The sequence below is a fragment of the Methylophilaceae bacterium genome (assembly GCA_018398995.1).
Lineage (GTDB): Bacteria > Pseudomonadota > Gammaproteobacteria > Burkholderiales > Methylophilaceae.
This window is the reverse complement of record CP073759.1, coordinates 1,919,282-1,935,508: the sequence shown is the minus strand read 5'-3', so window position 1 is coordinate 1,935,508 and position 16,227 is coordinate 1,919,282. Positions and strand designations below refer to the sequence as shown.

Genomic DNA, 16,227 nt, shown 5'->3' with positions numbered 1-16,227 from the left:
TCTCTTCAATTATCCTTCACCAAGCAGGCTTATCGATATCACCCAAGGCCTCTAGATAAGCTTCATGCGCAGCACATTCTTCTTTATCTGCCATTAACACTTTTAATTTTACCTGACGCTCACTGTGCACAATATTTTTTGATGAAGATTCATGCTCTAAATCTATCATCAAACTATCTTGACCACGCGTCAGTGCCATATAGACTTCCGCTAATAACTCAGCATCTAGCAATGCACCATGTAAGGTGCGTCTGGCATTATCAATACCAAAATGCCGACATAAAGCATCCAGATTATTTCGCTGGCCAGGCCGTGCATCCTTTGCCATTTTCAGTGTATCGGTAATACGATCACAAGCCTGTTCTATGGGGTCTAAACCCAAACGACCTAATTCACTATTTAAAAATCCCACATCAAAAGGCGCGTTGTGAATAATCAATTCGGCATCTTTGATAAAAGCCAAAAAATCATCGGCAATGACTTCAAATAATGGTTTGTCTTGCAGAAACTCTGCAGTAATGCCATGCACTTCTTGAGCACCCGCATCAATTTCACGCTCAGGATTGATGTAATGATGAAAATGATTATTGGTCGGTCTACGGTTGATTGTTTCAACCGCTGCAATTTCGATGATGCGATGACCTTGATCAGGATAAAGCCCCGTCGTTTCAGTATCTAAAAATATTTGTCTCATTATATTAAATTGCCTTATTGAGATTTAAAACTTCATCAACACCTGCATTCGCTAAAGCATCTGCACGCTCATTACCAATATTGCCATCATGCCCTCTTACCCACAACCATTCGATTTGATGTTGACTAGCCAGCACATCCAACTGCTGCCATAAATCCGCATTTTTAACCACTTGTTTTGCAGCTGTTCGCCAGTTTTTAGCCTTCCAGCCTTGCAACCACTCTGTCATGCCTTTTTGTACATAAGAAGAATCGGTATATAACTTAATTTGACTCGGACGCTTTAATGCTTGCAAAGCTTTAATAACAGCCATCATCTCCATGCGGTTATTGGTGGTGTTTTGCTCCCCTCCAAAAATAGACTTTTCATTACCTTTATAGTGAATCCAAGCACCCCACCCACCAATACCAGGGTTACCTTTACATGCGCCATCGGTATATATTTCTACTAGATCAGTCATTATTTCATTTCTTTCATGCTCTTCTGCTGTTTCTGTTTATTTTGATTCATATTTTTATGCCCACCTATGACCAAGCCTGACTGTAACAAACTCCGCTTCCATTTGGGCTTTAGCAGGGTAATATTAACGACACGTTTTTTTGCCACAATGACATACTGTCCACCCATCATAGGCCACCACTGACTCCCTGCTTTCTCAATAAATGAGAATCTTTTTAGCCATTTTTCATTATTGATAGGCAATTCATGAGAAAAAAATTGTGCGTCAACAAACTCCAAACCCAATAAAGCTAACCAATCTTTAATACGCGATAAAGAAAAAAATTGCCCTTGCCAAGGATAACTTTTTACTTTTACCATCCGCTTTTTCAGACCCCAAAAACTCATGGGATTAAATATTGTCAAAACGACATAACCTTCTGGCACCAACACCCTTGCTGCTTCTCTAAGTGTTTGATGAGGATTATCGCTAAACTCTAAAACATGTGGCATGCACAACAAATCAATACTGCTTTCTGTGAACGGTAAATAACTACTTTCACATCGCACATCTCCAGTTGTATTGTTTGCAGTAATGATATTAGGAATGCGCGATTGCTGTAAGCAGTTGATTTGTGGCGCGCCTACTTGAACTGCATAAAAACCAAAAACATCACCCACAGCATGATCAAATATTGCCTGCTCATTCGACAATAGGCGTTGACCTAAGGTTGTTTCAAACCAAATTTTTTGTGAATTTACTTGCATTTATTAATCAACAACAATAGAAATCAGTCCTATTTAGCGTTATATTCAAGTTCTAAACCAACCAGGATAATCAAAGTTACGTATGCAGCAACCTATACAGATTGAAGCAATTTCAGCCTTTGAGGATAATTATATATGGCTTTTACACAACGGACATGATGCAATTGTCATTGACCCAGGTGACTCAGCCCCAGTTATTGCCGCATTAAAGGCACTCCATCTAACATTAAGCGCGATTCTTATCACGCATCATCATGCTGATCACATTGGTGGCGTATCAAACTTAAAAGAGCATTATTCAGTCCCTATTTACGCACCAGGCTATGAACAGTTTCCATTTCAGCATATTGCGGTGAGAGAAGGCGATCACATTGATTTACCTGCACTTGACTTAACATTATCCGTCTTATGGTTACCTGGGCATACCTTGGGCCATATTGCTTTTTTTAATCAAGATTATTTGTTCTGTGGTGATGTTTTATTTGGTGCAGGCTGCGGACGTTTGTTTGAAGGGACGCCAGCGCAAATGCTGCACTCGCTGAACCGTTTAAAAAGCTTAAAAACCGATACGAAAGTGTATTGTACACATGAATATACCTGTAAAAATATTGATTTTGCATTAACCGTAGATCCAAACAATCAGGCACTGATTGATAGAAAACTATCTGCTTCTCAATTAAGAAAAGAAAATAAACCAACATTGCCAACTACCATTGAATTGGAACTCAATACAAATCCATTTTTACGCTGTAACGATGCTAGCATTAGGCAATATGCAAATGTAGTTGATACCGATGAGTTGTCTGTTTTTTCTAAAATTAGAACCCTAAGAAATCATTATTAATCAAAATGATAAATTACAATCTTAAAGCGCATTTATCCTTGACTAGGTCAAATGAGCTGGCTAGTATGTAGTCTCATTATTTTAAGACATGTTGTTTAATGAATCGACAAAAGCAATTCCTAGCCAAAGTTCTTGGCAGGCATCCTGCGGTGACAATCACTGCCTTCATCGTGCTAATGCTAAACGCACTTTTCTCTTCTCAATTAATGGCAGCCACTAACGCAAAAGGTGTTGAAATTGCGTTTCTTTTAGACAATCAACTCAGTGCGCCATTAGTAACCGCCTCGCTAACAGAGTCAGTCGTTGTCGAAAACAATCTGTGGTCTCGTATCGAGCAAGGCTATGGCATGCCAAATATCGAATCGCCATACGCAAAAAAATTCGAAAACTTCTACGCTACGCGCCCTGAGTACGTAAGCCAGATGATTACCAGAGCAGAGAAATACCTATTTTACGTGGTTGAAGAAGTAGAAAAACGTGGAATGCCAACTGAAATTGCATTACTGCCAATGATAGAAAGCGCCTATAACCCACATGCTCAGTCACGTAGCCGCGCAGTTGGTATTTGGCAGTTTATTCCATCAACTGGCCAATATTTTGGTTTAGAACAAAACTGGTGGTCAGACCATCGTAGAGATGTTATTTCATCTACACAAGCTGCGCTAGATTATCTAGAAAAACTCTATGCAATGTTTGGTAGTTGGGATTTGGCGCTTGCTGCATACAATGCCGGCGAAGGTACTGTGAGCCGAGCCATTGGACGCAATGCAAACGCTGGCTTAGCGACTGATTACAGCAATCTGCAACTGCCATTAGAAACTGAGCAATATGTTCCCAAACTGCAAGCAATTAAGAATATTATGACCAAGCCCCAGCAATTTGGGTTATCTATTAATAGCATTGCAAATGAACCTTATTTTGCTGAGGTAGATCCACCTTTCCAAATAGATGCAAAATTAGCGGCAAAACTGGCTGAAATTTCAGATGAGGAGTTTGCTTTATTAAATCCAAGCTACAAGCGACCGATTATCGCCTCTAAAAATAATACACATAAAATCTTATTACCTATTGCCAGTATCGATACGTTTAACACTAATTTAGCAAATCATGATGAGTCATTGACTAAATGGACTGTATATAATGCCAAACGTGGTGAAAATTTAGCGGCCATTGCTGATAAGTTTAATATTGCCTTGGATAAATTACGCAATATCAATAGCCTTTCTAATGAAAAAAACTTAGGAAGCCCGCTGCATTTACTGGTTCCCTCAACGGAAGAACATACTAAAGCAATTGATGTTTCTCAATTATCGGCACAAATAGTTAATCCAAGCTATTCTATTAGACACATCACCCATAAAATAAAGCCTGGTGAAACGCTAAGCACTGTTGCTAGAAAATATGGAACAGATACCAGAACTTTAATGAAAGTGAACCGTCTAAAATCATCGAAAATTAAAGCTGGTCAAATCATTAAAATCACAACAATGCCTGAAAGAGAAAAAACAAAAAGAATTTAACCTCTGCAATATGCTCAATAACTATACGCCTTCTGGCCGATAGTTACATAGGCGTATATAACGATTAATCATATGAACATTAGTACACTTACTTTTTTTGGCAAACAGTCTATTAAACCTACAAAATTAATCGCCGCGCTTTTGATTTTAAGTAGCCTTATGCTAACTGGCTGCAATCAATCGACGGACCATGCGGTTGAGTACAGCAAACAGTATCCTAGCCAACATGGTGGCAGTATGATTAGTGCCATGGCTGCAGAACCTAGCGGTCTCATTTTCATGGTTGCAGGTGAATCTGCTTCTGCAGCGATTGCGGCTAATATTTTCAATTCACTTTTAAGTTATGATGACAACCTAGATATAAAAGGTGATTTGGCTGATAGCTGGGCAATTTCCGATAATCAAAAAACAATCACATTTAAACTAAAACCTGATCTGAAATGGGCCGATGGCGCACCGCTCACAAGCGCTGATGTTTTATTTACTTGGGAAACTGTAACCAATGAAAATACACGCAGTCCTTACGCTTCAGATTATCAGTTGGTGACGCATGCTGAGGCACCTGATGCCACAACTTTTAAAGTGACCTATGGTCAAGTATACGCGCCTGCCTTGGATAGCTGGGCGAGTTTACACATTCTGCCAAAACACTTGTTACAAGATCAAGATATTCGCACGACAGCGTTCGCACGCCAACCTGTTGGCAGTCACTATTATCAATTATCGCAATGGAATCATGGCGAAAACCTCAAACTATCACGCAACCCCAATTCAGTGCTAGGCCAAGCTGCTATAGACCAGCTGGTCACACGTATTATTCCAGATAACTCTGCGCAATTTTTAGAGCTAATGGCAGATAATATTGATAGCATGGGGTTAGATCCAATTAAATACTCACGCATTATTCCTGCAAGACCGGCGTTAAAAAAGAATCTTAATTTATACAAAGAGTTAGGTAATAGTTATACCTATCTTGGCTTTAACCTCAAACATAAACCATTTGACGATATTCGTGTACGACAAGCCATTAACTATGCGATTGATAAACAAGAGATTATTGACGGCGTTTATTTAGGCTTAGGCATCAACATTGCTTCTCCTTACAAGCCTGGGACACGGTGGAGCAATCCACAACTAACACCCTACGCTTACAACCCTGAACAAGCGCGCACTTTATTGAAAGAGGCTGGCTATTATCTGAATGCCAATGGCATATTAGAACGCGATGGTAAGCCGTTTTCTTTTGAAATTATTACCAATCAAAACAAAGAGCGTGAAAAATCTGCTGTCATTATTCAGCGCAGACTTAGAGAAGTAGGTATTGACGTTAAAATCAGAGCTATCGAATGGGCAAGTTTCATTAGTCGCTTTATCAATACGGGAGATTTTGATGCGGTCATATTAGGCTGGGGCTTGGGTTTAGATCCAGATCAATACAATATTTGGCACTCTAGTCAACAGGCGCCGGGGCAATTCAACTTTATTGGTTATAACAACCCAGCCATAGACGCCTTACTAGAACAAGGTCGCACGGAGATTAACCCCGATAAAAGACAAACAATATATCATGCTTTTGCTAAGCAACTTCTTGCCGATAGCCCCATTGTGTACTTGTCGGCTGGTTATGGTCTAAGTGCCATTCATAAACGCGTCCAAGGCATTGCTAACCCAATCCCACCTGCGGGTGTGGGTTATGACTCACAAAAATGGTATATTCCTAAGCCATACCGTAGAAACCAAATAAGCGCAGACTAATATGTTGAAATACACAATCAAACGTGTGTTGTGGATGATTCCAATGCTCATTGGTATTAGCCTTATTTCATTTTTTATTATGCATTTGGCGCCGGGTGATATCACCAACAATGAAGCGGCTTTTAATCCTAAAGCAAGTGAAGAATCTCGGCAAAAACTGCGTGCGCTTTATAACTTAGACAAACCAATTATTGTGCAGTACGGTTTATGGCTAAAACGTATGGTGCAATTTGATTTTGGCAACTCCTTTGCAAGTCATCAAAAGCCTGTATTTCTGGGGTCAACCAATCAAGAAGGTCACTATATCAAGGGAATGATAGAAGAGGCACTGCCAATCACCCTAATGATTAACTTGCTCGGTTTGGCAATTACGCTTTCGTTAGCGATACCGCTTGGTATTTTAGCTGCCCGTAAATATCAACGCTGGCAAGATAAATCAATCACCTTATTTAACTTTATCGGCTTCTCAATTCCCGGATTCTGGCTGTCTTTATTGCTCATGTATTGGCTAGGTGTTGCCAATAACTGGTTGCCTATTTCTGGCCTGCATAGTCTTGATTACGAGTATTTAGATACTTGGGGTCAAATAAAAGACAGCATTAGTCATTTAATTATGCCAGTGATTATTCCATCAGTAACAGGTTTAGCAGGTATTACCCTTTTTGTCAAAAACGGTATGTTGGATGTACTTAATCAAGATTACATTACGACAGCACGAGCAAAAGGGCTTGGCGAACATACGGTCGTTTATACGCATGCATTAAGAAATGCTTTGCTGCCTTTAATCACTATTATTGGCCTTTCAATTCCGGGTTTAATTGGTGGTTCTGTTATTGCTGAGACTATTTTTGCAATTCCTGGTATGGGTAAGTTATTCTATGATGCTGTATTAATGCGTGACTTCCCTGTTGTAATGGGCATTCTCACAATCGGTTCTGCACTGACACTGGTGGGTAACCTAATAGCCGATATTGCTTATGCTTGGGCCGATCCACGCGTTAGACGTGGCGTAGCTAGGAATTAAGTATGCAAAAAGATTTATTCACTAAAGCGCTTTCTAACCCACTCTCATTCATCGGATTCATTATCATTATGGTAATGTTTTTACTCGCCGTATTCGCCCCTTGGATAGCGCCTTATGATCCTGACGCCTTTGACGTTAAAGCGATCCTGCTAAGTCCTTCATGGCAACATTGGATGGGTACAGACGGTTTGGGCAGAGATGTTTTGAGTCGCATGCTGTATGGCGGCCGTATATCTTTACTGGTAGGCTTAGTCGCCGTTGGTATTTCTACTTTTATTGGCATTATCCTAGGGGCTTTGGCTGGGTATTATCGTGGCTGGGTTGATACGATTATTATGCGTTTAGTCGATATTATGTTGTCTATTCCAAGCTTTTTCTTAATCCTTGCCGTCATTGCATTTCTAACGCCATCCATTATTAATATCATGATAGTGATTGGACTCACCTCATGGATGGGTGTGACGCGTTTAGTACGTGCAGAGTTTCTTAGCCTCAGCAACCGAGAATTTGTATTAGCGTCACGTACCCTAGGTGCTAAAGATATGCGTCTTATTTTTATCCATTTATTACCAAATAGCTTAACACCAATTATTGTCAGTGCTGTATTAGGCGTCGCTGGCGCAGTTTTACTAGAGTCTGGCCTGAGCTTTTTAGGTCTTGGTGTGCAAGCCCCACAAGCATCATGGGGCAATATTCTAACCGATGGAAAAGAATATATTCAATTTGCTTGGTGGCTGTCCCTTTATCCTGGTATGGCCATTTTATTAACTGTGTTAGGGTATAATCTGCTTGGTGAAGGTTTACGTGACGCACTTGACCCCAGAAGCCAATCTAGTTAGTCAAGAACGATATGCGTGCAAATTCAATAATATTAATTAGGATAAATGATGGGATTTTTAGCAGGTAAAAAAATATTGATTGCTGGTTTACTCAGCAACCGTTCAATTGCATACGGCATCGCAACTGCAATGAAACGCGAAGGCGCTGAATTAGCATTCACCTACCAAATGGAAAAACATCAAAAACGTGTTGCTGATTTAGCAGCAGATTTTGACTCAACCATTGTACTACCATGCGATGTTGCAGAAGACGCACAAATAGAAGCGCTATTCCCAGCCCTAGCCAAACATTGGGATGGCTTAGATGGTGTTGTTCACTCTGTTGCCTTTGTGCCAAAAACAGCACTAATGGGCGACTACTTAGATGCTGTAGACCGTGAAAATTTCCGCATTGCGCATGATATCAGTTCCTATAGCTTCTCAGCGTTAGCAAAAGCCGCTTACCCTATGATGGCAGGTCGTCAAGGTAGTTTACTAACACTGAGCTATCTTGGTGCAGAACGTACTATGCCTAACTACAATGTGATGGGTGTTGCTAAAGCTAGCCTAGAGGCAAATGTACGTTATTTAGCACAAAGTTTAGGCCCAAGAGGCATACGTGTGAATGCTGTTTCAGCAGGCCCCATTAAAACATTGGCAGCATCTGGCATTGGTGACTTTGACAAAATGATTAGCTTTAATGAAAAACATGCCGCAATGCGTAGAAACGTCACCATTGATGAAGTCGGTAACGCTGCAGCGTTTTTATGTAGTGATCTAGCATCAGGCATTACTGGCGAGATTACTTACGTAGATGGCGGCATGAACATCACTGCAGCAGGTCAAATAGACTAAAAACATTCATATAATAAAAAAGCTGGCAATGTGCCAGCTTTTTTATTGTCATCTCATTTTATCATTTCATCATCAGGGCTGTTGAGGGCTATCGAAAAGTTTACGGCTAATATTAATATTAGCCTTTGCTTTAAGTGATCTTCCGTAAGCGGCTACATACTCTTGGGCTAAAGCAGCTTCATACTCAGCTTGTGCGCGCTGTTTCAACGTTTCATCTTCATCCAAAGCATTTATTACACTTGCTACTTTCACTAATACATAAGCTCTATTGATATCAACAAAACCGTCGTAAGCTGGCAACTTCTCAGTATTCATTGTAAATACTTTATCCATAACAGGTTGCGTCAATCCTTGTGCATCTTTCCGATCAACCGTAATTTCTGGCATCCACTCTAAAGTGTCATCCTGCTCACCAGACACCAACTTAGAAATAGCCGCTTTACCTTTTTCTTCAGCTAACTTCATTGCTTGCTCTAATTTTAGTAATGCTTCAATTCCTTGCTTAACATCATCAAATGTTTTAGGTGCTTCAGGCTTATAATCAACAACACGCGCTGCGATTAAATTGTTTGCCGCAACTTCAATAGCATCTGTATTACGTTTGTCTTTTAACACAGCATCGGAGAACACCATATCCATTAATTTACGGCTATCTTTGAAATACTTAACACCATCTTCATAACTTAACCAATCTGTTGTCTGCACTGTTAAATTAAATTGTTTTGCTACTGGCTGCAGGCTACCAGATTGCTCATAAACAAGATTGCTGAACTCTTCTGTTAATTCTGCATATTTAATCTGCGCCTTCTGAAAAATCAAATCGCCTTTGATTTGTGGCTTTAGACTCTCAAATGAAGAGGAAGTACCAGTTATCCCATCTAAACGAATAATATGGTAGCCAAACTCTGACTCAACAATATTACTAATTTGATTGACCTCCATCCCAAATACTGCATCTTCAAATGGTTTAACCATGGCCCCACGTCCAAAGCTACCTAAACTACCACCTTTAGAAGCCGACCCAGGATCCTGAGAAAACTTGGCCGCAAGCTCTTCAAATCGTTTAGGCGAAGCCTGCAGCTGCGCCTCAATTTCTAGCGCTTTTTCTTTCGCTTTCTGTTTATCACTTTCTGTTGCACCCACGCCATAGCCAATCAAAATATGACTTGCTTCGCGTTGCTCATCACCTTGAAATTTTTCTAAATTTTGATCATAGAACGCGCTCACTTCCTCATCAGAAACAGTGACGCCATTAATTAAACTGGCAGCTGAAAGTAAAACAAACTCCATTTTTACTTTTTGCGGCACTCTGAACTTATCTTTATATCGTTCGTAATAATCCTTAACTTGCTCAGGCTTTACACTAACTTCAGAAATAAAAGCTGAGGCTTTAATTTCAGCCTTACTTATATTGCGTTTTTGATAACTATACTGAATCGATTGTTCGGCAAGTTGTTTAGGTGCAAATGCTAAACCAGCCAAATCATCTCTGGCTTGCTGTACAAGTAAATCATTTCTGATACTTGACTCTAATTTGCTGGCTGTCAAGCCATTCTGCTCTAATGTTTTTTGATAAACCTCTTCAGAAAACTGTCCATTTTCTTGAAATTCAGGCATCTTTAGAATATGTTGACTGAGTTGCTTATCACCGACCTGAAAGTTTGCATTGATTGTTTCAGCGTTGACTAACCGCCTCATAATTAGACCATCTAAAATAGACTGTTTAAACGCTGGACTATCAAACACAGCAGCGTCGTATTGCTCAGATTGAGATTGCATACGTGTTCTCACCGACTCAATTGTATTACTATATTCTTGTAGCGATATTTCACTACCATCAACTTTTGCTACAGGCACATTACTGCCAGCACCACTCAAATATTGATCAATGCCAAACAAAGCAAATGGAATTGTAATAGCAGCCAAAATTAATTTGGCTAACCAACCTTTTGAATGATTACGAATAAGTTCTAACATAAGTTTACTTTCAATATTTTATAACTTGAGAAGTTGCCAATACAGCTTAAAATCAACCCCATAATATACCATAACTAGATGCTGGGCGCATACCGATATTGGCCTGTTTATAGAATAAGGTTTGCACATTTTATATGGGAAATTAAATGAAAAAAGAGCGTTAAGATCAGGCTTAACGCTCTTGTTGTTGGCGGAGCGGACGGGGCTCGAACCCGCGACCCCCGGCGTGACAGGCCGGTATTCTAACCAACTGAACTACCGCTCCAGTTAACTTTTTATCACACATGCAGTTTAAGTTAAAAAATAAAGAGTGCCTAGATAAGCACTCTTTATTCGTAAGCAAACACTTCAAAAACGTTGGTGGGTGCTAACGGGGTCGAACCGCTGACATTCGCCTTGTAAGGGCGACGCTCTACCAACTGAGCTAAGCACCCTGTTTTGCTTTAACTTAAATAAATTAGCGATAATTGACTTAATAACTGAGTCAATATCAGCAAACTAGTTTACTGCATCTTTAAGTGCTTTACCAGCTCTGAATTTTGGAGAGTTTGCTGCACTGATTTGAATAGTAGCTCCTGTACGGGGATTACGTCCACTACGTGCAGCGCGTTTACCCACATAAAAAGTACCAAACCCAATCAAAGTGACTAAATCACCTTTTTTTAAGGACTTGGCAATTGCATCTGTTGTTGCATCTAGCGCACGACCAGCAGCTGCTTTAGATATATCTGCTGACTTTGCAATTTGATCAATTAATTCTGATTTATTCACGTGTAATCCCCTCTTAGATTATTAAGAAACAGGCGCTAGCCTGTTATGTCTTTATATCAAGCGACAAAAGTCCATGTCAAGCTGTTTCAACTGATTTCTATTATTTTTTACAATCAATAAAAAAGTTTAAAAATGATTATCTAATCAATGTGTAATTGCTGTCTCTGGGTCTTTTCCGGAATCGGCAACGGATGTTGCGATCTCTTTTTCTTCTTCATTTAATGGTTTAGGCATTTTCTCTAAAGCATATTCTAGAACCTGATCAATCCATTTAACAGGATGTATATTTAAATGGTTTTTAATATTCTCAGGAATTTCTGCTAAATCCTTCACATTAGCTTCTGGAATTAATACCGTTTCAATCCCACCGCGGTGCGCTGCTAGTAATTTTTCTTTCAGTCCACCAATTGGCAATACTTCACCTCTTAGCGTAATTTCACCCGTCATGGCAACATCAGAACGTGCTGGTATATTAGTTAAAGCAGACACTAAAGCCGTTGTTAATCCTATGCCTGCACTAGGGCCATCTTTTGGTGTCGCGCCTTCTGGTAGATGAATATGAATATCTTTTTTTTCATAAAAGTCTTCTGGTATACCTAATCTGCTCGCTCGGCTCCGCACAACACTCATCGCAGCCTCTAGTGACTCCTGCATGACATCGCCTAGCTTACCAGTTTTAATCATTTTACCTTTACCAGGTAATACAACAGCTTCTATGGTTAAAAGCTCACCACCTACCGATGTCCAAGCTAAGCCCGTGACCTGACCAATTTGATTTTCTTTCGCAGCCACACCAAAGTCATAACGATAAACACCAAGGTATTGATCTAAATTTTCAATTGAAATTTCAACTTTTTTAATTTGTATTAAATCAGCACCATCATCGGCACGCTGGAATTTTTTCGCTTCTGTTTTACTCTGCAACAGTGTTTTGACTACCTTACGGCATAATTTAGCCAACTCTTGCTCTAAACGTCTAACGCCAGCTTCGCGAGTATAATACTGAACAATATGGCGAATAACCTTATCATCAACATCAATCTCTGTTGACTTTAAACCATGTGCTTTCAATTGTTTGGGCAATAAATAACGTTCTGCAATATTGACTTTTTCATCTTCTGTATAGCCAGCCAGACGTATGATCTCCATACGATCTAATAGCGGCGCAGGAATATTCATGCTATTAGCTGTTGCAACAAACATCACATCCGATAAGTCGTATTCTACTTCGGCGTAATGATCAGCAAAAGTATGATTTTGTTCTGGATCTAGAACTTCCAGCAATGCAGATGATGGGTCACCACGTTGATCTTGACCCATTTTATCGACTTCATCCAACAAGAATAGTGGGTTTTTAACACCAACTTTTGTCATGCTTTGTAAGACCTTACCAGGCATTGAACCGATATAGGTGCGGCGATGTCCACGAATCTCAGCTTCATCACGAACACCACCTAATGCCATGCGAATAAATTTACGATTAATCGCTTTTGCGATACTTTGCCCTAAAGATGTCTTTCCTACACCTGGCGGGCCAACTAAACACAAAATAGGTGCTTTAACCTTTCCGACGCGCTGCTGTACGGCTAAATATTCAATAATACGCTCTTTGACTTTTTCTAAACCGTAATGGTCCGCATCCAGAACCTGCTCGGCTAATGATAAATCACGGCTAATTTTAGTTTTCTTCTTCCAAGGCAGATTGACTAACGTATCAACGTAATTCCGAACAACAGAGGCTTCTGCAGACATAGGAGACATTAATTTGAGTTTTTTTAACTCAGCATTGACTTTTGCTAATGCTTCTTTGGTCATTCCTGCAGTTTTTATACGCGCTTCAAGCGCTTCTATCTCGGCATTTTCATCTTGTTCACCAAGCTCTTTTTGAATCGCTTTTACTTGCTCGTTTAAATAGTATTCGCGCTGACTTTTTTCCATTTGGCGCTTCACACGACCTCGAATACGCTTTTCAACCTGTAAAATATCAATTTCCGATTCCATCAGGTGTAGTAAGTGTTCTAATCGTTCAGTAACACTCAGCATCTCCAAAACATTTTGCTTTTCTTCAAGCTTCAAAGTAAGGTGCGCAGAAATTGTGTCTGCCAAACGTCCTGCTTCGTTAATTGTGGCTAGTGATGTAAGAATTTCTGGCGGTATTTTTTTATTCAGCTTAACGTATTGATCAAACTGAGCCATTACAGTACGCATCAGCGCTTCTACTTCACTGTTGTCTTCATCCTTTTGGATGATAGATTCTGGCTTAGCCCAAAAACTACCATCAATCTCTTCAAATTCTGTTACTCGAACACGATGCAAACCTTCTACTAAAACTTTAACTGTGCCATCTGGCAATTTAAGCATTTGCAAAACAGTGGCAATTGTACCTATTTCATAAATATCATTGGCATCGGGCTCGTCTTTAGTCGCTGATTTTTGCGCAACAAGCATAATTTTTTTATCCGTATCAGAAGCAATTTCAAGTGCTTTTACTGATTTGTCTCTACCGACAAATAAGGGAATTACAAGGTGTGGGTAAACCACCACATCACGTAAAGGTAACAAAGGCATTTTGCCGTTCGTTAATGGATTTTTTTGTGATATATCATTCAACGTTGATTCAGTCATAATTACCTTAAATTTCACACGGGTTAATTTACCCAATGTTATTAGAATGGGCACATTCTTTGGAAGTTCAAGAGCAGACGATATTTAAAGTGTTTAAATGTAACTCGTCACTATTTTTATCTACTATAAGCCACTCGAATAGGATTGCAAATAGCTAAGAAAAAATAATTAGCGTCTAGCTAACCTTTTCTGAGAGAGATGATGCATCTTGGAAAATCATTTTTGGTACCGCACCATCGTTAACAACATCATCATCAATCACAACTTTCACTAAGTTTTCCATTGACGGTATATCATACATAACATCCAATAGTGCTTGCTCTAAAATAGAGCGCAACCCACGCGCGCCTGTCTTACGTTCAAGTGCTTTTTTAGCAACTGACTTTAGTGCCGCCTCTTTAAATTCAAGCTCGACACCTTCCATTTTAAATAATTTTGCATATTGTTTAGTTAATGCGTTTTTAGGTTGCGTTAATATGGTCATTAATGCTTCCTCATCCAACGACTCTAGTGTGGCAACCACAGGCAAACGACCTATAAATTCTGGGATTAAGCCAAATTTAATTAAATCTTCTGGCTCTACGGCTCGTAATGTTTCTCCAACTTCGCTTACGTCATCTTTGCTTTTTACTTCCGCGCCAAAACCAATGCCGCCTTTTTCAGAACGCAATCGAATAATACGCTCTAAACCATCAAAAGCTCCTCCACAAATAAATAAAATATTAGTGGTATCAAGCTGAACGAACTCTTGATTGGGATGTTTGCGCCCACCTTGCGGTGGAATAGACGCAACGGTACCTTCAACGAGTTTTAACAACGCTTGCTGAACACCTTCGCCAGATACATCACGTGTAATGGATGGGTTTTCAGATTTCCGAGAAATTTTATCAACTTCATCAATATAGACAATGCCACGCTGCGCTTTTTCGACATCGTAGTCACATTTTTGCAATAACTTCTGCATAATGTTTTCAACATCTTCACCAACATAGCCAGCTTCAGTGAGTGTTGTTGCGTCAGCCATCACAAAAGGCACATCAAGCAACCGAGCTAAAGTTTGCGCAAGCAAGGTTTTGCCAGAGCCAGTAGGTCCGATTAGTAAGATATTGCTTTTTTGAATTTCAACATCGTCTTTACTTGTGCTATCGCCAATATGGTTATGCTCTAAACGCTTATAGTGATTATAGACAGCTACGGACAAGTTTCGCTTTGCTTGCTGCTGTCCAATCACATATTGATCTAAAATTTTGGATATTTCTTTAGGACTGGGGAGTGATTTTTCTGTATTTTTAATATCGCTAAGATTAGTCACTTCTTCTTTGATGATATCGTTGCACAAATCCACGCACTCATCGCAGATAAATACAGAAGGTCCGGCAATTAATTTTTTTACTTCGTGCTGACTTTTGCCGCAAAATGAGCAGTAAAGTAGCTTTTCATCTTCAGACTTAGTTGCCATTCAATATTCCTGTTACTTAAAAAAATTATGCTGCTGAGCGATCGGTAATCACTTTATCAATTAGACCATACTTAACAGACTCCTCAGCGCTCATAAAGTTGTCTCGCTCCGTATCAACATCAATTTCTTTTGCAGATTTACCAGTATGACTGGCTAAAATGCTATTCAACTTTTCACGCAAATACATAATTTCTTTAGCTTGAATTTGAATATCAGAAGATTGTCCTTGGAAGCCACCAGAAGGCTGATGAATCATCACGCGTGAGTTTGGTAAACTAAAGCGCTTTCCTTTCGCCCCTGATGCCAACAAAAAGGCACCCATACTAGCCGCTTGACCAATACATAATGTACTTACATCCGGCTTAATAAACTGCATCGTGTCATAAATTGACATACCCGCTGTGACGGAACCGCCTGGGGAATTAATATAAAAAGAAATGTCTTTATCTGGGTTCTCTGCTTCCAAAAACAGCAATTGAGCAACAATCAGATTGGCTGAAGCATCATTAACTGGACCAACTAAAAATATAACACGCTCTTTTAGTAGTCGTGAATAAATATCAAACGAACGTTCGCCGCGCCCACTTTGCTCAATCACCATAGGAATATAACCTAAGTTTTGCGTATCTGGTGCGGAGTTAATCAAGTTTGTTTGTCCACTCATTATTTTTGCCTCTGT

General features: G+C 39.7%; 14 protein-coding genes and 2 tRNA genes. 6 read left to right on the top strand and 10 right to left on the bottom strand.

Annotated elements, in window-relative coordinates:
- Nucleotides 1-16: 16 nt before the first annotated feature.
- The 3 genes from dnaQ to KFB94_09700 are packed head-to-tail and all read right to left on the bottom strand — an operon-like array spanning nt 17 to nt 1,900.
- The gene (gene dnaQ, locus KFB94_09710; protein ID QVL45481.1) at nt 17-694 is read right to left on the bottom strand and encodes a DNA polymerase III subunit epsilon; all 678 of its coding nucleotides are present in this window, start codon (nt 692-694) and stop codon (nt 17-19) included.
- A 4-nt stretch (nt 695-698) separates the two neighbouring features.
- On the bottom strand, nt 699-1,154 hold the full coding sequence (gene rnhA / locus KFB94_09705; GenBank protein ID QVL45480.1) for a ribonuclease HI: 456 nt from the start codon (nt 1,152-1,154) through the stop codon (nt 699-701).
- Nucleotides 1,154-1,900 (bottom strand): class I SAM-dependent methyltransferase, encoded by a 747-nt coding sequence (locus KFB94_09700; protein ID QVL45479.1) that lies wholly within the window; start codon nt 1,898-1,900, stop codon nt 1,154-1,156. Before KFB94_09700 ends, rnhA begins: the two co-directional genes overlap by 1 nt.
- A gap of 82 nt (nt 1,901-1,982) precedes the next feature.
- Between KFB94_09700 and gloB the strand changes: the two genes are divergently transcribed.
- The 6 genes from gloB (at nt 1,983) to KFB94_09670 (ending at nt 8,716) form a co-directional block, all read left to right on the top strand.
- Nucleotides 1,983-2,744 (top strand): hydroxyacylglutathione hydrolase, encoded by a 762-nt coding sequence (gloB, locus tag KFB94_09695; GenBank protein ID QVL45478.1) that lies wholly within the window; start codon nt 1,983-1,985, stop codon nt 2,742-2,744.
- Between the two features lie 98 nt (nt 2,745-2,842).
- Entirely contained in the window at nt 2,843-4,264 is a 1,422-nt protein-coding gene (locus KFB94_09690) for a transglycosylase SLT domain-containing protein (GenBank protein ID QVL45477.1), read from the top strand.
- A gap of 72 nt (nt 4,265-4,336) precedes the next feature.
- A complete protein-coding gene (locus KFB94_09685; protein ID QVL45476.1) occupies nt 4,337-6,019 on the top strand; it encodes a peptide-binding protein in 1,683 nt (560 codons plus the stop codon).
- Between the two features lies 1 nt (nt 6,020).
- Nucleotides 6,021-7,043: an ABC transporter permease gene (locus KFB94_09680; GenBank protein ID QVL45475.1), complete on the top strand. Its 1,023-nt coding sequence runs from the start codon at nt 6,021-6,023 to the stop codon at nt 7,041-7,043.
- Between the two features lie 2 nt (nt 7,044-7,045).
- Nucleotides 7,046-7,882: an ABC transporter permease gene (locus tag KFB94_09675; protein ID QVL45474.1), complete on the top strand. Its 837-nt coding sequence runs from the start codon at nt 7,046-7,048 to the stop codon at nt 7,880-7,882.
- 48 nt (nt 7,883-7,930) lie between these two features.
- Nucleotides 7,931-8,716, top strand: a complete 786-nt coding sequence (locus KFB94_09670; GenBank protein QVL46662.1) for an SDR family oxidoreductase — start codon at nt 7,931-7,933, stop codon at nt 8,714-8,716.
- Between the two features lie 72 nt (nt 8,717-8,788).
- Here the strand turns inward: KFB94_09670 and KFB94_09665 are convergent, their stop codons facing one another.
- From KFB94_09665 to clpP, 7 genes are all read right to left on the bottom strand, one after another.
- Complete coding sequence (locus KFB94_09665; protein ID QVL45473.1) at nt 8,789-10,693, bottom strand: SurA N-terminal domain-containing protein; 1,905 nt, start codon at nt 10,691-10,693, stop codon at nt 8,789-8,791.
- A 188-nt stretch (nt 10,694-10,881) separates the two neighbouring features.
- Nucleotides 10,882-10,958 (bottom strand) — tRNA-Asp (locus tag KFB94_09660).
- A 93-nt stretch (nt 10,959-11,051) separates the two neighbouring features.
- Nucleotides 11,052-11,127, bottom strand: a tRNA-Val gene (locus KFB94_09655).
- A gap of 64 nt (nt 11,128-11,191) precedes the next feature.
- Nucleotides 11,192-11,464, bottom strand: coding sequence for an HU family DNA-binding protein (locus KFB94_09650; GenBank protein QVL45472.1), 273 nt, complete (start codon nt 11,462-11,464; stop codon nt 11,192-11,194).
- A 144-nt stretch (nt 11,465-11,608) separates the two neighbouring features.
- Nucleotides 11,609-14,089, bottom strand: coding sequence for an endopeptidase La (gene lon, locus KFB94_09645; GenBank protein ID QVL45471.1), 2,481 nt, complete (start codon nt 14,087-14,089; stop codon nt 11,609-11,611).
- Nucleotides 14,090-14,264: 175 nt separating this feature from the next.
- Nucleotides 14,265-15,548 (bottom strand): ATP-dependent Clp protease ATP-binding subunit ClpX, encoded by a 1,284-nt coding sequence (gene clpX, locus KFB94_09640; GenBank protein ID QVL45470.1) that lies wholly within the window; start codon nt 15,546-15,548, stop codon nt 14,265-14,267.
- Nucleotides 15,549-15,573: 25 nt separating this feature from the next.
- A complete protein-coding gene (gene clpP, locus KFB94_09635) occupies nt 15,574-16,212 on the bottom strand; it encodes an ATP-dependent Clp endopeptidase proteolytic subunit ClpP (protein QVL45469.1) in 639 nt (212 codons plus the stop codon).
- Nucleotides 16,213-16,227: the final 15 nt, after the last annotated feature.